The sequence below is a fragment of the Phytobacter sp. V69 genome (genome assembly GCF_965644215.1).
Lineage (GTDB): Bacteria > Pseudomonadota > Gammaproteobacteria > Enterobacterales > Enterobacteriaceae > Phytobacter.
Window position 1 is genome coordinate 1 of the sequence record NZ_CBFFRL010000101.1, and the last position, 17,175, is coordinate 17,175.

The following is a 17,175-nucleotide window of genomic DNA, read 5'->3' on the forward strand; positions in this document are numbered from 1 at the left end:
GGTTTTGATAACTGACTTAAAGCTGAAAGCTTTCCGGAACCCCCAGCCTAGCTGGGGGTTTTCTGTGCACAAAAAAAACCAACCCCGAAGGGTTGGTTTTCAATGTCACGTTGAAGCGTATTATTAACTCAGCAGGGACAGTACAGACTGAGGAACCTGGTTAGCCTGAGTCAGTACAGAGGTACCAGCCTGTTGCAGAATCTGCGCACGGCTCATGTTAGAAACTTCGGTCGCGTAGTCTGCATCCTGAATACGGGACTGAGCTGCGGACAGGTTAGTCACGGTGTTGTTCAGGTTGGAGATGGCGGAATCGAAGCGGTTCTGAATCGCACCCAGGTCTGAACGCTGAGTATCAACAGCTTTCAGTGCATTGTCGATGTCAGCCAGAACGCTGGAGGACAGAACGTCGAAGCCTTTAGTTTTGACGCTACGACTTTCACCAGAAGCCAGGCCGGAAGTAACACCGTCGGTACCTGTTGCGCTGTATTTGTTCCAGCCGCTGTTGCCAGAGATGGTGATTTCGATTTTCTCGCCATCTTTCGCGCCAACCTGGATAGAAATAGTAGTTGAAGAGTTGGAACCAGCCAGGATTTTGATACCGTTGAACTGGCTCTGGCTTGCAACACGGTTGATCTCGTCCAGACGCTGGTTAACTTCAGACTGGATGGAGTCGATGTCGGAACCGGAGTTGGTACCGTTCTGAGCCTGAACTGCCAGCTCACGGATACGCTGCAAGTTGTTGTTGATTTCGTTCAGAGAACCTTCGGCGGTCTGAGCAATAGAGATACCGTCGTTCGCGTTACGAGAAGCCTGAGTCAGGCCTTTGATGTTTGAAGTGAAACGGTTGGAGATTGCCTGACCAGCCGCATCATCTTTTGCGCTGTTGATACGCAGACCGGAGGACAGACGCTCAATAGCAGTGCCCAGCTCAGACTGAGATTTGTTCAGGTTGTTCTGAGTAGTCAGTGACAACAGGTTAGTATTGATAACTGCCATAATTACTTTCCTTCAAAAATTGATTTAGGGTCGGTGCCTAACACTTACGGCGTCTCTCACCGTCAACAAGGGTATCGGCGCATCTTCGAAGGACTTTAGAAATAATCGTCAAAAAATTTTATATTGATGTTTTTAAAGGATTTAAAATTTTTAAATCCACTTTTTAGCTCAAAAATCCACCTACTCATGGTGGATTTTCTCTTCTACAATCCTCTTATTTACCGCAAACAGCTCTCGCTTTTCTGTCGATTATTTTTTCATACGATGTGTAAACTTTTTTCTGAGGTTGCCGATAGAGAGTCAAGTTACACACAAGACGCAAAGGAAAACAGACATGGCTTCTATTAGTAACCTTGGTGTAGGTTCCGGTCTGGATCTAACCACGTTGTACAACAACCTGGAAACAGCCGAAAACACCAAGCTGACAACGATTACCAACGAGAAGACCACATATACCGCTCAGTTAAGCGCGTATGGTAAGTTGCAAAGTGCCTTAACCAGCCTGCAAACCGCAACAGCGGCGTTGGGTAAGACATCTACATGGAACTCGACAACAGTTAATAGCACTAACACCTCGTTCTCCGCCACCACGACCAGTGATGCGACCGTAGGAACTTATGCTGTTAACGTAAGTCAGGTGGCGAAAGCGCAAGTACTGATGTCATCCAGTATTGCCAGCAATACCACACAGCTGGGCGGCACGACCACTGACAACACACGTACCATCACGATTACCCAGGCAGGGGACAAGACGCCGTTGACGGTGAAGCTGTCGGATTCCGATACTTCTCTGACGGGTATCGCAAATGCGATAAACAAAGCCGGTGGTGACGTCACGGCAACCGTAATGAAGGCAAATGATGGCGATTACCGCCTGATGCTGACATCAAAATCGACCGGTACCGATTACGACATGACGGTCACCGTTACTGGTGATGACACGCTGCAACAGAAGATTGGTCATGACAGCACGACCACTGCGCTGAGCGTTCAGACCGCATCGCAAAATGCGAAGATCTCTATTAACGGCGTTGACATTGAACGTTCAAGCAACACGATTACTGACGCATTGCCGGGCGTGACGCTGACGCTTAAGTCAAAAAGTACAGCAGATGAAACGCTGGATGTAGGTCGTGCAACTGACGCCAACACCACGGCAATCAACAACTGGGTGACCGCGTATAACTCGCTGCAGTCCACCATCGCCAGCGTAACGAAATATGTTGCGGTCGATGCAGGCTCTGACAGCCAGTCGGACAGCAACGGGGCGTTGTTGGGTGACTCAAACGTGCGTTCAATTCAGTCTCAGTTGCGTTCACTGCTGACCGATGTACAAAGTCAGAGCGGGAACTACAAGATTCTCGCTCAGCTTGGGATTACCCAGAACCCGGTAACCGGTTCCGATGGCTCAACCGGTACGTTGACGGTAGATTCCGACAAATTAGCGAAAGCGTTAACGGATAACCCGGAGTCTGTTCAGGCTTATTTTGTCGGTGACGGTTCAACCACCGGTCTGGCTACCAAGATGAATAACACGCTGACGTCAATGCTGAGCACCGCAACCGGCAAAGCGGGTGTTATTCAAAATGCGCAGGATGGTATTAACAAAACCATCAAGACATTGGATCAGCGTTATACCGATATGGAAGCGACAATTGAAGCAACCATGGCGCGTTACAAGTCTCAGTTTACTGCGCTCGACACGCTGGTGAGCCAGTTAAACAGTACCGCAACCTACTTAACGCAACAATTTAGTTCTTCCAGCAGTTAAGGATTTGATATGTATAGCCAAAGTGGTGCTACTTCTTACCAAAAAGTTGGGCTTGAGAGCGCTGTTATGAGCGCTAACCCGCACCAGCTTATTGTCATGCTTTTTGACGGGGCACGCAGTGCCCTCGTCAGGGCCCGACTGTTCCTCGAACAGGGGGATTTGGTATCGAAAGGCCAGGCGCTTTCTCATGCTATCAGCATTATAGAAAACGGTCTCAAGGCAGGGCTGGACATGGAAGTTGAGGGAGATCTTCCCCAAAATATGGCATCGCTTTACGACTATATGGTGCGCCGTTTGTTACAGTCAAATCTGCATAACGACGTAGAAGGCATCATCGAGGTAGAGGGACTGCTGAACAATATCGCCGATGCGTGGAAACAAATTGGCTCATCGGCTTCTACTCACCAGGACATGCGTTGATGACTAACTTCATCCCATCTCTTACCGACTGGCATGCGTTGCATGCTCTCAGCATCACCATGCTAAATCTCGCCCATTCAGGTAAATGGGATGAATTGATTGAACAGGAAGTCAACTACGTACAGCTTGTCGAGAGTATAGCCCGCAATCCGATTTCTCCAGGCAACAAACTGCAAACTCAGCAGGCTAAAGAGCTGCTGGGGATGGTGTTGTCAAACGAAGCTGAATTGAAGGTGCTGCTCCAGCACCGGATGGAAGAGCTGCGCCACCTGATTGATAAAACAGGTAAGCAGCAGTCTCTGACCGCAGCTTACGGTAATTTGTCTGGCAAAATTTTGTTCCCGAATAATTTAAATCAGTAACCGCGAATCTTATGGTTTTCTTCCATACTCCAGAAGTCCAATGACGCGACTTCTGGAGCACGGAAGATGAACAATCCCACCTTTTGCCAGACCTCCCATCGGTACTACCCTGACGGCGGCAATCCTCAGCCCGCCATATGATCATGCATCTTTATTCAGGGCTTCACACCGATAACCGTCTTCTTCGCCAGCGCCTGCGTACACTCAACGGTTGGCTTATCAACACGGCGCAACGTCATGCCGTCATATACCAGGCTGGTGCCATCACGTTCGAGGCGATAGAGATCGCGCTGCTGCGTGACGTTGTACCAGTCATCGTCTCTGGGCATGAGCTTACCCGGTACGGCAATCACGCGCTGCCACTGACGGCAATCCAGCGTATCCCCTTGCGGCGTAATGATAAGCGAGGCAATGGCCTCCGGGCTGACCAGCTTACTTTGCGGCCCCACCGTCTGCCAGTTACCCGCTAACCCTTCCGGGGCCGGATGCTTAACTGCCGATGTAAAATCATCCACCTGAACGCAACCACTCAAGGCCAGCATTGCGCCAATAATCAATTGTTTTTTCATCATCTTTCCCGCATTCACCAATCGAATAATTTTGGCACTAAACGCCCTCCATCACCACATTTTCATTATTACGGTGATTGTTTTGACCCACTCCGGGTTAAGTTTCATAAAAACCAGGTAATATGCGCCTCCCGGACATTATCCGGCTCAAAGTTCATTGGATCCTTCTGAGTTCAGAGGCTAAAACCATGTCATGGCAACACTTTAAAACCACCTTTCTCATCAAATTCTGGTCGCCGATTCCGGCGGTTATCGCAGCAGGGATTCTTTCCACCTACTACTTCGGCATCACCGGTACTTTCTGGGCGGTGACGGGCGAATTTACCCGCTGGGGCGGGCAACTCCTGCAACTGGCAGGGGTGCACGCCGAAGAGTGGGGATACTTTAAACTCATTCATCTTGATGGCACGCCCCTGACCCGCATCGACGGCATGATGATTATCGGCATGTTCGGCGGCTGTTTGGCTGCTGCGCTGTGGGCAAACAACGTGAAACTGCGCCTGCCGCAGCACCGGATCCGGATCGTTCAGGCGATTGTTGGCGGCATTATCGCCGGTTTCGGTGCGCGTCTGGCGATGGGGTGTAATCTGGCGGCCTTCTTTACCGGTATTCCTCAGTTCTCCCTGCACGCCTGGTTTTTTGCCGTCGCTACGGCTATCGGTTCGTGGATGGGCGCACGTTTTACCCTGCTTCCAATGTTTCGCGTCCCGGTCAAAATGCAGAAAGTCTCCGCGGCATCACCGCTCACCCAAAATGCCGATCAGGCGCGGCGCCGTTTTCGTCTTGGGATGTTGATCTTCGCTGGCATGATCGGCTGGGCGCTGCTGACGGCCATGAACCAACCCAAACTGGGACTTGCAATGCTGTTCGGCGTTGGCTTTGGTCTACTGATCGAACGCGCGCAGATCTGCTTTACTTCCGCGTTCCGCGATATGTGGATCACCGGCCGCACGCTGATGGCGAAAGCAATTATTTTCGGCATGGCCGCCAGTGCGATCGGTATTTTCAGTTACGTACAGCTGGGCGTGGAAGCAAAAATCATGTGGGCCGGCCCGAATGCCGTACTCGGCGGGCTGCTGTTTGGCTTTGGTATTGTGCTGGCAGGCGGGTGTGAAACCGGCTGGATGTACCGTGCCGTCGAAGGCCAGGTGCATTACTGGTGGGTCGGTCTGGGCAACGTTATTGGTTCAACCCTTCTCGCGTATTTCTGGGATGACCTCTCCCCTGCACTCGCCACCAGTTGGGATAAAGTGAACCTGCTGAAAACCTTCGGTCCGCTCGGCGGCCTGCTGGTGACCTACGCCCTGCTGCTTATCGCCCTGCTGTTGGTTATTGGCTGGGAAAAACAGTTCTTTCGCCGCGCATCGCGGGCGGCAATTAAGGAGACAGCATGAACATCGTACCCGATTACCGTCTGGATATGACGGGTGAACCCTGCCCTTACCCGGCGGTCGCCACACTGGAAGCGCTGCCTCAACTAAAAAAAGGTGAAATTCTGGAAGTGGTCAGCGATTGTCCGCAGTCCATCAACAACATACCGGTGGATGCACGAAACCATGGCTATACGGTGCTGGATATTCAGCAGGATGGGCCAACGATTCGCTATTTGATTCAGAAGTAAGAGAGTACGGTGGGCAAAGGACAGCTCGTCGAAAGATATTCGACAAAAAAAGTGACTGCCCCAAACGGGGCTGTCACCCAAAAAGCTAAACCTGCATATTCATGATGTCCTGATACGCAGTCACGAGTTTATTTCGCACCTGAACACCCATCTGCAGCGAAATGGATGATTTCTGTAGATCGGTCATTACGTCATTCAACGCCACGCCCGGTTCGCCGAGGGTGAATTTTTCTGCCTGCTCGCGCGCAGCGTTCTGCGTATCGCTGATTCGGTCCAGCGCCGCGTGCAGTTGCCCGGCAAAACTCACCGACTGAACGCTGTCAGCGCTATCAACGCTTTGATTTTTCGCCAAACTTGCCGTTGCTTGCAGTTGGCTGACAACGCCTTCTATACCCTGAATTGCCATGAATTATCCCCGGATGGTTTGATACACGGATAAGGTTACCAGCTCGTCAATAAGATAATGGCGGTAAATAACGACAAAAAACCAGGTTATTTGAGGCATAGAAAATTCTGAATCATCAAATAATGGCATAGCCATATTAATGGACAAATGTCGAGTTTGCCGATCCGGGAGTCTGTTTTGTTTCACTACTCAAATAACAACATCCACCCTGAGTTACGAGGTGCGCAATGAGTGCGACTGCAACTTCTGCACCACAGAATAAATCTCTGGAGTGGCTCAACCGCTTGCGCGCGAACCCCAAGATCCCATTAATGGTGGCGGCTGCTGCAGCCGTTGCTATCGTCGTCGCTATGGTACTGTGGGCAAAAAGCCCGGACTACCGCACCCTTTATAGCAACCTCTCCGACCAGGACGGCGGGGCTATCGTTACGCAGTTAACCCAAATGAACATTCCGTACCGTTTTGCTGAGAACGGTGGGGCGCTTGAGGTTCCGGCAGACAAAGTTCACGAACTGCGTCTGCGCCTCGCACAGCAGGGGCTGCCGAAAGGCGGCGCTGTGGGTTTTGAATTGCTGGACCAGGAAAAATTTGGTATCAGCCAGTTTAGCGAGCAGGTCAACTACCAGCGTGCGCTGGAAGGTGAACTTGCCCGTACGATTGAAACACTGGGCCCGGTAAAGAGCGCGCGTGTCCATCTCGCGATGCCAAAACCGTCCTTATTCGTTCGTGAGCAAAAATCACCGTCTGCCTCTATCACGGTCAACCTTGCTCCGGGCCGCGCCATGGACGACGGCCAGATATCGGCGGTAGTTCACCTGGTCTCCAGCGCTGTTGCTGGCCTGCCGCCGGGTAACGTCACCGTTGTTGATCAGAGTGGGCGTCTGTTAACCCAGTCCAACACCGCCGGTCGCGACCTGAACGATGCGCAGTTGAAATACGCAGGTGATGTTGAAAGCCGTGTACAGCGCCGTATTGAAGCAATCCTCGCACCCATCGTCGGTAACGGGAACGTCCATGCACAGGTTACCGCGCAGATTGATTTCGCCAACAAAGAACAAACCGAAGAGCAGTATCAGCCGAATGGCGATGCCTCTCAGGCGGTTCTGCGCTCTCGTCAGACCAATGAAAGTGAGCAGATTGGCGGTAGCTACCCGGGTGGTGTACCGGGCGCACTGTCTAACCAGCCCGCTCCGGCCAATGCTGCACCGATCACCACACCGCCTGCAAACCAGCAGAATGGTCAGCAGAACGGACAGCAGAATCAGAACGGTCAACAAACGGCATCTACCGCAAACAACACGATACCGCGCAATACCACCCGTAACGAAACCGCGAACTACGAAGTAGACCGCACTATTCGTCACACCAAAATGAACGTCGGTGATATTCAGCGTCTGTCCGTTGCTGTGGTCGTGAACTATCGCACACTGCCGGATGGTAAAACCCAAGCGTTGACCGCAGATCAGCTTAAGCAGATTGAAGACCTGACCCGTGAGGCCATGGGCTACACAGAAAAACGCGGCGATACGCTGAACGTAGTGAACTCACCGTTCAACGCTACCGACGATGTGGGTGGCCAGCTTCCGTTCTGGCAACAGCAGAGCTTCATCGACCAGATGTTGGCTGCAGGTCGCTGGTTGCTGGTACTTATCGTTGCCTGGCTGCTGTGGCGTAAGGGTGTCCGCCCGCACGTGGTTCGTCGTCAGGAAGAGGCGAAAGCCATCAAGGAAGCGCAGCGTGCCCGTGCTGAAATAGAAGAATCCGTTGAAGTTCGTCTCAGCAAAGATGAGCAGCTCCAGCAGCGTCGTAGCAACCAGCGTCTGAGTGCCGAAGTGATGAGCCAACGCATTCGTGAGATGTCAGACAACGATCCGCGCGTCGTGGCGCTGGTCATTCGCCAGTGGATGAGTACTGAAAATGAGCAATAATGCAGCCGCCCTTACCGGCACCGATAAAAGCGTCATTCTGCTGATGACCATTGGCGAAGACCGTGCAGCGGAAGTGTTCAAGCACCTGTCACAACGGGAGGTACAGCATCTCAGTACCGCGATGGCAGGCATGCGCCAGTTCTCCAATAAGCAATTAACGGAAGTGTTGCAGGAATTTGAGGCCGAAGCAGAGCAGTTCGCGGCGCTGAACATCAACGCCAACGACTACCTGCGCACGGTGCTGGTCAAAGCGCTCGGCGAAGAGCGTGCTGCCAGCCTGCTGGAAGATATTCTTGAGACCCGCGATACCACCAGCGGCATCGAGACACTTAACTTTATGGAACCGCAGAGTGCCGCCGACCTTATTCGCGACGAGCACCCGCAGATTATCGCCACCATCCTTGTTCACCTCAAACGTGGCCAGGCTGCCGATGTTCTTGCGCTGTTTGATGAGCGTTTACGCCATGACGTCATGTTGCGTATCGCCACCTTCGGCGGCGTACAGCCAGCCGCGCTGGCAGAGCTGACCGAAGTACTGAACAACCTGCTCGACGGTCAGAACCTCAAGCGCAGCAAAATGGGCGGCGTGAGAACCGCGGCGGAAATCATCAACCTGATGAAAACGCAGCAGGAAGAAGCCGTTATTACCGCCGTTCGCGAGTTCGACGGCGAGCTGGCACAGAAAATTATCGACGAGATGTTCCTGTTCGAAAACCTCGTGGATGTGGACGACCGCAGTATCCAACGCCTGCTGCAGGAAGTGGATTCCGAATCCCTGCTTGTCGCGCTCAAAGGCGCCGAAGCACCGCTGCGCGACAAATTCCTGCGCAACATGTCGCAGCGTGCGGCGGATATCCTGCGCGACGACCTTGCCAACCGTGGCCCGGTCCGTCTGTCTCAGGTGGAAAACGAGCAGAAAGCCATCCTGCTTATTGTTCGTCGTCTGGCCGAGACCGGCGAGATGGTAATTGGCAGCGGCGAGGATACCTATGTCTAATGAATTGCCGTGGAAGGTCTGGAAGCCAGAAGACCTTGCTGTTCCGGTACCTCAGTTTATCGCTGCGTTGTCCGATAGCGATGAGCCGCATGTAGACGTTGAAGACGAACAATCTGCTGAACAAAAGCTGCAACAGCAGATGGCACAGATACAAATGCAGGCGCACGAAGCAGGCTATAATGCAGGTTTGGCAGAAGGTAGACAAAAAGGCCAGGAGCAAGGTTATCAAGAAGGCCTCTCCCAGGGTTACGAAAACGGTCTGAACCAGGCTCGCCAACAGCAAGCACCCGTTAATGCCCGCATGCAGCAACTGGTTAGCGAGTTCCAGTACACCCTGGATGCGCTGGACAGCGTCATTGCCTCCCGCCTGATGCAAATGGCGCTTGAAGCCGCACGTCAGGTGATTGGCCAGTCCGCGTGCGTGGATAACAATGCGCTGATTAAACAGATTCAACAGCTGTTGCAACAAGAACCCTTGTTCAGCGGCAAACCGCAGCTGCGCGTGCACCCTGATGATTTGCAGCGCGTAGAAGAGATGCTTGGCGCAACGCTTAGCCTGCACGGCTGGCGTCTGCGCGGTGACCCGACCCTGCACCCAGGCGGCTGTAAAGTCTCTGCGGATGAGGGCGATCTCGACGCCAGCGTGGCAACGCGCTGGCAGGAACTGTGCCGTCTTGCGGCACCGGGAGTCGTTTGATGACTGCACGTCTGAACCGATGGCTGACTTCGCTCGACAATTTCGAGGCCCGTATGGCGCAACTGCCGTCCGTGCGTCGTTACGGTCGTTTGACGCGTGCTACCGGTCTGGTGCTGGAAGCGACCGGTCTGCAACTCCCTCTGGGCGCAACCTGCGTGATTGAGCGTATGGATAACGGCGAAACCAAGGAAGTGGAAAGCGAAGTTGTCGGCTTTAACGGCCATCGCCTGTTCCTGATGCCACTCGAAGAAGTCGAAGGTATTCTGCCCGGCGCGCGCGTGTATGCGAAAAATATCCTTGGCGACGGTTTGCAAAGCAGCAAACAGTTGCCCCTTGGTCCTGCCCTCCTCGGCCGCGTGCTGGACGGTAGCGGCAAACCACTGGACGGCATGCCGACACCGGATACCGGTGAAACCGGCGCCCTGATAACCCAGCCATTCAACCCACTACAGCGTACCGTGATTGAACATGTACTGGATACCGGCGTGCGCGCGATCAACGCCTTGTTAACAGTAGGCCGTGGTCAGCGTATGGGCCTGTTTGCAGGTTCCGGCGTGGGTAAGAGCGTCCTGTTAGGCATGATGGCCCGCTATACCCAGGCCGACGTTATCGTAGTTGGGCTTATCGGCGAACGTGGCCGCGAAGTTAAAGATTTTATCGAAAATATCCTCGGTGCCGATGGCCGTGCACGTTCGGTCGTGATCGCCGCACCAGCGGATGTTTCCCCTTTATTGCGTATGCAGGGCGCTGCCTACGCCACGCGCATTGCGGAAGATTTCCGCGATCGCGGTCAGCACGTGCTGCTGATTATGGATTCCCTGACGCGTTATGCGATGGCCCAGCGTGAAATCGCGCTGGCTATCGGTGAACCGCCAGCCACCAAAGGTTATCCACCGTCCGTCTTTGCTAAATTACCGGCACTGGTAGAACGCGCAGGCAACGGAATTAGCGGCGGCGGTTCCATCACCGCGTTCTATACCGTCCTGACCGAAGGGGATGACCAGCAGGATCCTATTGCCGACTCGGCGCGCGCGATCCTTGATGGACACATTGTACTATCTCGCCGTCTGGCAGAAGCAGGTCACTACCCTGCTATCGACATTGAAGCGTCCATCAGCCGTGCCATGACGGCCCTGATTACTGAAAAGCATTACGCCAGAGTACGAAATTTCAAACAGCTGCTGTCGAGCTTCCAGCGTAACCGCGATCTGGTGAGCGTTGGCGCGTATGCGCGAGGCAGCGACCCGATGCTGGATAAAGCCATCGCATTGTGGCCGCAGCTTGAAGCCTTTTTGCAGCAAGGCATTTTCGAACGTGCCGGGTGGGAAGATTCCATACAGGCCCTTGAGCTAATTTTCCCGGACGCATAACGCAGTGGGAGAGCGACGAACATGACGCAGAACAGCGCATTAACGACGCTAAAGGATTTGGCAGAGAAAGAAGTTGACGACGCAGCCCTGAAATTGGGTGAAATGCGTCGCGGTTGCCAGCAAGCGGAAGAGCAGCTAAAAATGCTGATGGATTATCAGCATGAATACCGCAACAACCTGAATAACGATATGAGTCAGGGGATCGGAGCCCAGCGCTGGCAAAACTATCAGCAGTTTATTCAAACGCTGGAGAAAGCCATTGAGCAGCATCGGCAGCAGTTGATGCAGTGGACCGAAAAAGTGGACACCGCATTGAACTGCTGGCGAGAGAAAAAACAACGACTGCAGGCATGGCAAACTTTGCAGGAAAGACAAAACGCTGCCGCACTACTGGCGGAAAACCGTCTTGATCAAAAGAAAATGGATGAATTTGCACAACGCGCATCCCAGAGGAAAATTGAATGATCAGCTTGCAGAAATTGGTTACGACAGAGGCGGATACAACCTCTGGTGTGCAAACCGGCGCCAGCAAAACCAGCGGTGATACGGCACAAGATTTTCTGGCGCTGCTGGCAGGCGCCCTTGGCGGGAAAACCGCAACCGGTACAGGCGCGGACAGCGAGACCGCGTTAACCCTTGCCGATCTGCAAGCCACCAGCAGCAAATCGCTGAAAAATTTACGCGCGTTGTCTTCTGACGATGCGCAAACCGCTGCGCAAAAACTGGCAGACCTGCTTGCCCGCCAGACGGCGAAAACCGATACCGATACGCTGACGACTGACAGCAAAACCCAGGTACAAACGCTGTTATCCGGCCTGACGCCGGAAACCAAAAGCGGCGTGCTTGCGGCACTCGGCAAAAGCGACACCGCCACGGATGATGATAGCAGCGATTTAAGCGAGGAAGAGCTGGCTGGTCTCAGTGCGTTAATGACCATGCTGCCGCATCAGCAAACCACGCAGCTGGCACAGACGAAATCGACTAGCGACGTGGCAACGGCCGCCAACAGTGCGCTGGGTACAACCAAACGTATCGGGGGTGATGTCGCCGCGCTGGCAGGCAATGCGCAAAAAGGTCATAGCGACAATAGTGCGCTACAGGTAACCTCGCTTTCCACCACTACCGGTGATGACGCACAACTGCAACAGCAGGCAGGTATTTTTGGTAGTGCGCAGGCTCCTGCAGCCAAACAGGATGCAGATAACGCCGCCATGACCATCAACACCACGGCCAGCATCGCACCGGTTATCAGTAATGCCTCTTCGGCACAAGCCAGTGCACCAGTCTCCTCTGCCGTCCTGAGCTCACCGTTAGGCAGCGCGGAATGGCAACAGACGCTTAGCCAGCATGTCACCATGTTCACCCGCCAGGGTCAGCAGAGCGCAGAGCTGCGTTTACACCCGGAAGATCTGGGTCAGGTACAGATATCCCTGAAACTCGATGATAATAATCTGGCGCAAATTCAGATGGTGTCACCGCACAGTCATGTTCGCCAGGCGCTGGAAGCCGCACTGCCAACGCTGCGTACCTCACTGGCTGAGAACGGCATTCAACTGGGCCAAAGCAGCATCAGCAGCGAGAGTTTCGCCGGGCAACAACAGTCTTTTTCTCAGCAACAGCAGTCATCTCGTACAGGTGGCAGTAACAATCTGACGACCGAAGAGGATGAGTCGCTGATCGCGCCAGCAAGTCTGCAATCGGTGGCACGCGGTAATGGTGCGGTCGATATCTTTGCCTAAACGCCAGAGGTAGCATGATTATCCCCGTCTTTTCCGCGCTTTGACGCGGACAGGACACGGGATAATCAGACTATGAGCAGTACCTAACAGGAAGCACGTATCAGATGACTGACACCGCTATTACCAAAAAAAAACGTAAGCGTAAAATCTGGATCCCGCTATTGGTGTTAATCACCCTCGCTGCATGCGCGACTGCTGGCTATAGTTACTGGCGTATGCAACAGCATCCGTCTACGGAAGCGAAAGCGGAACAAGAAGCCCCGCCACCGCCACCGGCACCGGTGTTCTTCGCGCTTGACACCTTTACGGTAAACCTGGGCGATGCGGATCGTGTGCTGTACATCGGCATCACCCTGCGTCTGAAAGATGACGTCACGCGTGCCAGACTGAGCGAATATTTGCCAGAAGTTCGTAGTCGTTTGCTGTTGCTGTTCTCACGTCAGGATGCCGCTAAACTCGCCACTGACGACGGCAAGAGACAACTTGCCGAAGCGATTAAAGAAGCAATCGCATCACCGTTAGTGCAAGGGCAACCGAAGCAAGAAGTCACTGACGTTCTTTATACAGCTTTCATTCTGCGGTAAAGACATGGGCGATAGCATTCTTTCTCAGGCCGAAATCGACGCGCTGCTCAACGGAGACAGCGACACGAGCGATGATCCGAAGCCAGGTGCAAGTGGCGATAGCGATATTCGTCCCTATGACCCGAATACCCAGCGCCGCGTAGTACGTGAACGTCTGCAGGCGCTGGAGATCATCAACGAACGTTTTGCACGCCAGTTCCGTATGGGGTTGTTCAACCTGCTGCGTCGTAGCCCGGATATTACAGTCGGCGCGATCCGCATTCAGCCCTACCACGAATTTGCGCGTAACTTGCCGGTTCCGACCAACCTCAACCTTATCCACCTGAAGCCACTGCGCGGCACGGGGCTGTTTGTTTTCTCCCCAAGCCTGGTCTTTATCGCCGTGGACAACTTATTTGGTGGCGACGGACGTTTCCCGACAAAGGTTGAAGGCCGCGAATTTACGCACACTGAACAGCGCGTAATTAACCGCATGCTGAAACTGGCCCTCGAAGGCTACAGTGACGCGTGGAAAGCCATCAATCCGCTAGATGTTGAGTATGTGCGTTCGGAGATGCAGGTTAAGTTCACTAACATTACGACCTCACCTAACGATATCGTGGTGAATACGCCGTTCCATGTGGAGATCGGCAACCTGACGGGTGAGTTCAATATTTGTTTGCCGTTCAGCATGATAGAGCCGCTACGCGAAGTGCTGGTTAACCCACCACTGGAGAACTCCCGTTCCGAGGACCAGAACTGGCGAGATAATCTGGTGCGCCAGGTTCAGCACTCTGAGCTGGAGCTGATTGCTAACTTTGCTGATATTTCACTGCGTCTGTCGCAGATACTTAAACTTAAGCCCGGCGATGTCCTGCCGATCGATAAACCCGATCGCATCATCGCGCATGTGGACGGAGTGCCTGTACTCACCAGCCAATATGGCACGCTAAATGGTCAGTACGCCCTGCGTGTCGAGCATCTGATTAACCCGATTTTGAATTCGCTGAATGAGGTACAGCCCAAATGAGTGATATGAACAATCCGTCCGATGAAAACGGTAGCGCAATGGACGATCTGTGGGCTGACGCGTTGAACGAACAAAAAACCACGACCAGCAAAACGGCAGCTGACGCTGTGTTCCAACAGCTGGGCGGCGGTGACGTCAGTGGTAGCCTGCAGGATATCGATCTGATCATGGATATCCCGGTCAAACTGACCGTGGAGCTTGGCCGTACACGTATGACGATTAAAGAACTGCTGCGTCTGACGCAGGGTTCTGTGGTGGCCCTTGACGGTCTGGCGGGTGAACCGCTGGACATCCTGATCAACGGTTACCTCATTGCACAGGGCGAAGTTGTGGTCGTTGCGGATAAATACGGCGTACGTATTACCGATATCATCACCCCGTCTGAGCGCATGCGTCGCCTGAGCCGCTGAGGCCAATAATGAAAACCCAGGCCACGGTTAGCCAGCCATCAAACGTACCGGGTTCGCCACTGCTACAGGTCAGTGGCGCGCTGGCACTGATTCTGGCGATGATTTTTATTGTCGCCTGGCTGGCGAAACGTCTGGGGTTTGCCGGTAAATCTGCGGGAAGCCGTGGATTAAAAGTCAGCGCCAGCACCTCCGTAGGGCCGCGTGAACGCGTGGTCATTGTGGATGTGGAAGACGCACGTCTGGTGCTTGGCATCACCCCTTCGCAAATCAATTTGCTGCATACGCTTCCCCCGGCGCCCGCGCCCGCCGACCATGAAGATATGAAAGAGAAGACCCCGGACTTTCAGTCCGTGATGAAGAATTTGCTCAAGCGTTCCGGGAGAACCTGATGCGCCGTTTGTTACCTTTCGCGCTGGCCGGATTATGGCTGGCTGCCCCTGCCGCATTTGCCCAGCTCCCGGGCCTGGTAAGTCAACCTCTGGCCAATGGTGGACAAAGCTGGTCGCTGCCGGTACAGACGCTGGTCTTTATCACCTCGCTGACATTCCTGCCTGCTGTCCTGCTGATGATGACCAGCTTCACCCGAATTATCATCGTGTTTGGCCTGCTGCGAAATGCGCTGGGTACACCTTCTGCCCCACCAAACCAGGTCATGCTGGGACTGGCGCTGTTCTTGACCTTTTTTATTATGTCGCCCGTCATCGATAAAATTTATGCCGACGCTTATCAGCCCTTTAGCGAAAACAAGATTTCTGTCGATGTGGCGCTGGAACGCGGTGCACAGCCGCTGCGTGAGTTTATGCTGCGCCAGACGCGTGAAGCCGATCTCGCCCTGTTTGCTCGTTTATCCAATAGTCCGCCAATTCAGGGACCGGAAGCGGTCTCCATGCGCATTCTGCTGCCGGCCTATGTGACCAGCGAGCTGAAAACCGCCTTCCAGATAGGCTTTACAATTTTCATTCCGTTCCTGATTATCGACCTGGTGATCGCCAGCGTCCTGATGGCGCTGGGGATGATGATGGTGCCTCCGGCTACCATTGCCCTCCCCTTCAAGTTAATGCTGTTCGTGCTGGTGGATGGCTGGCAGTTGCTGGTCGGCTCGCTGGCACAGAGTTTCTACAGTTAGGAGTGAAGAATGACACCTGAATCGGTCATGATGATCGGCACCGAGGCGATGAAAGTTGCCCTCGCGCTTGCCGCTCCGCTGCTGTTGGTTGCCCTGGTGACGGGTCTGATTATCAGTATCCTGCAGGCCGCCACGCAGATTAACGAAATGACGCTGTCGTTCATTCCTAAAATCATTGCGGTATTCGTCACCATCATCATTGCCGGACCGTGGATGCTCAACCTGCTGCTGGATTATATGCGCACGTTGTACAGCAACCTGCCCTATATGATCGGATAACCCCCGCATGTTTCATGTCACCAGCGATCAATGGCTTGAATGGCTCAGTATGTATTTCTGGCCATTGCTGCGTATTATGGCGCTGATCATGACAGCCCCCATTCTGAGCGAGCGCAGCATCCCGCGGCGCGTAAAAATGGGACTGGGTCTGGTGATTACCTTTATCGTCGCCCCGACGCTACCGCCGGTCAATGCGACGATGTTTTCCTCCGATGGCCTATGGCTGGCGATACTGCAGCTTCTGATTGGCATCGCGCTCGGCTTCACCATGCAGTTTGCCTTTGCCACCATTCGCTATGCGGGTGAACTGATTGGCCTGCAGATGGGCCTGTCGTTCGCCACCTTTGTCGACCCTACCAGCCATCTGAACATGCCCGTTCTGGCCCGCTTTATGGACATGCTGGCGATGCTGCTGTTTTTGGTCCTCAACGGTCACCTGTGGTTGATTTCATTGCTGGTCGACACCTTTCATACGCTGCCGATTGGCGGTGATACGGTAAACAGCGATGCATTTATGGCGATAACTCGTTCTGCGGGGATGATTTTCGTTAATGGCGTGATGTTGGCTTTACCCATCATTACCCTGCTGCTGACGATTAACCTGTCGATGGGTTTATTGAACAGAATGTCTCCACAATTTTCCCTTTTTGTAATTGGTTTCCCGATAACACTGACGGTAGGAATTTTGTTAATGGTGGCCATGATGCCATTAATCGCACCTTATACCGAGCGTGTATTTGGTGAGATTTTCAACCTGTTAGCCGATATTGTCAGAGAGCTACCTAAGAAATAACAACTCAGAATTTTATCACCCTCCCTAGATAGTGTCGTCACAAGATTTTAGCCCAGAGAGCGATGCATCTGATCTGGACGGCAGCGAGAAATGAGGCC

21 protein-coding genes are annotated in these 17,175 nt (G+C 53.4%); 18 read left to right on the plus strand and 3 right to left on the minus strand.

The window, feature by feature from the left end; all coding sequences use genetic code 11:
- Window positions 1-123 precede the first annotated feature (123 nt).
- Window positions 124-996, minus strand: coding sequence for a flagellin N-terminal helical domain-containing protein (locus ACSZPU_RS14960; RefSeq protein WP_499000201.1), 873 nt, complete (start codon window positions 994-996; stop codon window positions 124-126).
- A gap of 334 nt (window positions 997-1,330) precedes the next feature.
- Between ACSZPU_RS14960 and fliD the strand changes: the two genes are divergently transcribed.
- From fliD to fliT, 3 genes are read left to right on the plus strand one after another with little or no spacing between them, the layout of a single operon-like run.
- The gene (gene fliD, locus ACSZPU_RS14965; protein WP_499000203.1) at window positions 1,331-2,767 is read left to right on the plus strand and encodes a flagellar filament capping protein FliD; all 1,437 of its coding nucleotides are present in this window, start codon (window positions 1,331-1,333) and stop codon (window positions 2,765-2,767) included.
- Between the two features lie 9 nt (window positions 2,768-2,776).
- Window positions 2,777-3,187: a flagellar export chaperone FliS gene (gene fliS / locus ACSZPU_RS14970; RefSeq protein WP_499000206.1), complete on the plus strand. Its 411-nt coding sequence runs from the start codon at window positions 2,777-2,779 to the stop codon at window positions 3,185-3,187.
- A complete protein-coding gene (gene fliT / locus ACSZPU_RS14975; RefSeq protein ID WP_499000208.1) occupies window positions 3,187-3,549 on the plus strand; it encodes a flagella biosynthesis regulatory protein FliT in 363 nt (120 codons plus the stop codon). The genes fliS and fliT overlap by 1 nt, the downstream gene beginning before the upstream one ends.
- 155 nt (window positions 3,550-3,704) lie before the next feature.
- Here fliT and yedD read toward each other — a convergent pair whose 3' ends face one another.
- The gene (yedD, locus tag ACSZPU_RS14980; RefSeq protein ID WP_499000246.1) at window positions 3,705-4,118 is read right to left on the minus strand and encodes a lipoprotein YedD; all 414 of its coding nucleotides are present in this window, start codon (window positions 4,116-4,118) and stop codon (window positions 3,705-3,707) included.
- A gap of 188 nt (window positions 4,119-4,306) precedes the next feature.
- On the opposite strand from yedD, the gene yedE reads away from it, so the two are divergent.
- The gene (gene yedE, locus ACSZPU_RS14985) at window positions 4,307-5,512 is read left to right on the plus strand and encodes a selenium metabolism membrane protein YedE/FdhT (RefSeq protein ID WP_499000210.1); all 1,206 of its coding nucleotides are present in this window, start codon (window positions 4,307-4,309) and stop codon (window positions 5,510-5,512) included.
- The gene (gene yedF, locus ACSZPU_RS14990; RefSeq protein WP_499000213.1) at window positions 5,509-5,739 is read left to right on the plus strand and encodes a sulfurtransferase-like selenium metabolism protein YedF; all 231 of its coding nucleotides are present in this window, start codon (window positions 5,509-5,511) and stop codon (window positions 5,737-5,739) included. Before yedE ends, yedF begins: the two co-directional genes overlap by 4 nt.
- Window positions 5,740-5,824: 85 nt before the next feature.
- On the opposite strand, the gene fliE is transcribed toward yedF, so the two are convergent.
- Complete coding sequence (fliE, locus tag ACSZPU_RS14995; RefSeq protein WP_499000214.1) at window positions 5,825-6,145, minus strand: flagellar hook-basal body complex protein FliE; 321 nt, start codon at window positions 6,143-6,145, stop codon at window positions 5,825-5,827.
- Window positions 6,146-6,372: 227 nt separating this feature from the next.
- Between fliE and fliF the strand changes: the two genes are divergently transcribed.
- From fliF to fliR, 13 genes are all read left to right on the plus strand, one after another.
- Entirely contained in the window at window positions 6,373-8,073 is a 1,701-nt protein-coding gene (gene fliF, locus ACSZPU_RS15000; protein ID WP_499000217.1) for a flagellar basal-body MS-ring/collar protein FliF, read from the plus strand.
- Entirely contained in the window at window positions 8,063-9,070 is a 1,008-nt protein-coding gene (gene fliG / locus ACSZPU_RS15005) for a flagellar motor switch protein FliG (RefSeq protein WP_499000220.1), read from the plus strand. Before fliF ends, fliG begins: the two co-directional genes overlap by 11 nt.
- Window positions 9,063-9,767: a flagellar assembly protein FliH gene (gene fliH, locus ACSZPU_RS15010; protein ID WP_499000223.1), complete on the plus strand. Its 705-nt coding sequence runs from the start codon at window positions 9,063-9,065 to the stop codon at window positions 9,765-9,767. Before fliG ends, fliH begins: the two co-directional genes overlap by 8 nt.
- The gene (gene fliI / locus ACSZPU_RS15015) at window positions 9,767-11,137 is read left to right on the plus strand and encodes a flagellar protein export ATPase FliI (protein ID WP_499000226.1); all 1,371 of its coding nucleotides are present in this window, start codon (window positions 9,767-9,769) and stop codon (window positions 11,135-11,137) included. The genes fliH and fliI overlap by 1 nt, the downstream gene beginning before the upstream one ends.
- A 21-nt stretch (window positions 11,138-11,158) precedes the next feature.
- The gene (fliJ, locus tag ACSZPU_RS15020) at window positions 11,159-11,602 is read left to right on the plus strand and encodes a flagellar export protein FliJ (RefSeq protein ID WP_499000228.1); all 444 of its coding nucleotides are present in this window, start codon (window positions 11,159-11,161) and stop codon (window positions 11,600-11,602) included.
- Complete coding sequence (fliK, locus tag ACSZPU_RS15025; RefSeq protein WP_499000231.1) at window positions 11,599-12,876, plus strand: flagellar hook length control protein FliK; 1,278 nt, start codon at window positions 11,599-11,601, stop codon at window positions 12,874-12,876. Before fliJ ends, fliK begins: the two co-directional genes overlap by 4 nt.
- Before the next feature lie 104 nt (window positions 12,877-12,980).
- Entirely contained in the window at window positions 12,981-13,460 is a 480-nt protein-coding gene (gene fliL / locus ACSZPU_RS15030) for a flagellar basal body-associated protein FliL (RefSeq protein ID WP_499000234.1), read from the plus strand.
- A 4-nt stretch (window positions 13,461-13,464) separates the two neighbouring features.
- Window positions 13,465-14,469, plus strand: coding sequence for a flagellar motor switch protein FliM (gene fliM / locus ACSZPU_RS15035; RefSeq protein ID WP_499000237.1), 1,005 nt, complete (start codon window positions 13,465-13,467; stop codon window positions 14,467-14,469).
- Complete coding sequence (gene fliN / locus ACSZPU_RS15040) at window positions 14,466-14,879, plus strand: flagellar motor switch protein FliN (protein ID WP_499000238.1); 414 nt, start codon at window positions 14,466-14,468, stop codon at window positions 14,877-14,879. Before fliM ends, fliN begins: the two co-directional genes overlap by 4 nt.
- Window positions 14,880-14,887: 8 nt before the next feature.
- Window positions 14,888-15,268, plus strand: a complete 381-nt coding sequence (gene fliO, locus ACSZPU_RS15045; protein ID WP_499000241.1) for a flagellar biosynthetic protein FliO — start codon at window positions 14,888-14,890, stop codon at window positions 15,266-15,268.
- A complete protein-coding gene (gene fliP, locus ACSZPU_RS15050; protein ID WP_047369773.1) occupies window positions 15,268-16,005 on the plus strand; it encodes a flagellar type III secretion system pore protein FliP in 738 nt (245 codons plus the stop codon). The genes fliO and fliP overlap by 1 nt, the downstream gene beginning before the upstream one ends.
- A 9-nt stretch (window positions 16,006-16,014) precedes the next feature.
- Window positions 16,015-16,284 (plus strand): flagellar biosynthesis protein FliQ, encoded by a 270-nt coding sequence (fliQ, locus tag ACSZPU_RS15055; protein ID WP_041851836.1) that lies wholly within the window; start codon window positions 16,015-16,017, stop codon window positions 16,282-16,284.
- Between the two features lie 7 nt (window positions 16,285-16,291).
- Window positions 16,292-17,077 (plus strand): flagellar biosynthetic protein FliR, encoded by a 786-nt coding sequence (fliR, locus tag ACSZPU_RS15060; protein WP_499000244.1) that lies wholly within the window; start codon window positions 16,292-16,294, stop codon window positions 17,075-17,077.
- Window positions 17,078-17,175: the final 98 nt, after the last annotated feature.

Excerpts from the sequence above, each read along its gene's own strand:
- fliJ (WP_499000228.1), top strand. The coding sequence starts at position 11,159 with ATGACGCAGAACAGCGCATTAACGACGCTAAAGGATTTGGCAGAGAAA.
- fliF (WP_499000217.1), top strand. The coding sequence starts at position 6,373 with ATGAGTGCGACTGCAACTTCTGCACCACAGAATAAATCTCTGGAGTGG.
- fliE (WP_499000214.1), bottom strand. The coding sequence starts at position 6,145 with ATGGCAATTCAGGGTATAGAAGGCGTTGTCAGCCAACTGCAAGCAACG.
- fliN (WP_499000238.1), top strand. The coding sequence starts at position 14,466 with ATGAGTGATATGAACAATCCGTCCGATGAAAACGGTAGCGCAATGGAC.
- fliS (WP_499000206.1), top strand. The coding sequence starts at position 2,777 with ATGTATAGCCAAAGTGGTGCTACTTCTTACCAAAAAGTTGGGCTTGAG.
- fliR (WP_499000244.1), top strand. The coding sequence starts at position 16,292 with ATGTTTCATGTCACCAGCGATCAATGGCTTGAATGGCTCAGTATGTAT.
- fliO (WP_499000241.1), top strand. The coding sequence starts at position 14,888 with ATGAAAACCCAGGCCACGGTTAGCCAGCCATCAAACGTACCGGGTTCG.
- fliL (WP_499000234.1), top strand. The coding sequence starts at position 12,981 with ATGACTGACACCGCTATTACCAAAAAAAAACGTAAGCGTAAAATCTGG.
- fliD (WP_499000203.1), top strand. The coding sequence starts at position 1,331 with ATGGCTTCTATTAGTAACCTTGGTGTAGGTTCCGGTCTGGATCTAACC.
- fliH (WP_499000223.1), top strand. The coding sequence starts at position 9,063 with ATGTCTAATGAATTGCCGTGGAAGGTCTGGAAGCCAGAAGACCTTGCT.
- ACSZPU_RS14960 (WP_499000201.1), bottom strand. The coding sequence starts at position 996 with ATGGCAGTTATCAATACTAACCTGTTGTCACTGACTACTCAGAACAAC.
- fliM (WP_499000237.1), top strand. The coding sequence starts at position 13,465 with ATGGGCGATAGCATTCTTTCTCAGGCCGAAATCGACGCGCTGCTCAAC.
- yedE (WP_499000210.1), top strand. The coding sequence starts at position 4,307 with ATGTCATGGCAACACTTTAAAACCACCTTTCTCATCAAATTCTGGTCG.
- yedD (WP_499000246.1), bottom strand. The coding sequence starts at position 4,118 with ATGAAAAAACAATTGATTATTGGCGCAATGCTGGCCTTGAGTGGTTGC.
- fliG (WP_499000220.1), top strand. The coding sequence starts at position 8,063 with ATGAGCAATAATGCAGCCGCCCTTACCGGCACCGATAAAAGCGTCATT.
- fliP (WP_047369773.1), top strand. The coding sequence starts at position 15,268 with ATGCGCCGTTTGTTACCTTTCGCGCTGGCCGGATTATGGCTGGCTGCC.
- yedF (WP_499000213.1), top strand. The coding sequence starts at position 5,509 with ATGAACATCGTACCCGATTACCGTCTGGATATGACGGGTGAACCCTGC.
- fliK (WP_499000231.1), top strand. The coding sequence starts at position 11,599 with ATGATCAGCTTGCAGAAATTGGTTACGACAGAGGCGGATACAACCTCT.
- fliQ (WP_041851836.1), top strand. The coding sequence starts at position 16,015 with ATGACACCTGAATCGGTCATGATGATCGGCACCGAGGCGATGAAAGTT.
- fliT (WP_499000208.1), top strand. The coding sequence starts at position 3,187 with ATGACTAACTTCATCCCATCTCTTACCGACTGGCATGCGTTGCATGCT.
- fliI (WP_499000226.1), top strand. The coding sequence starts at position 9,767 with ATGACTGCACGTCTGAACCGATGGCTGACTTCGCTCGACAATTTCGAG.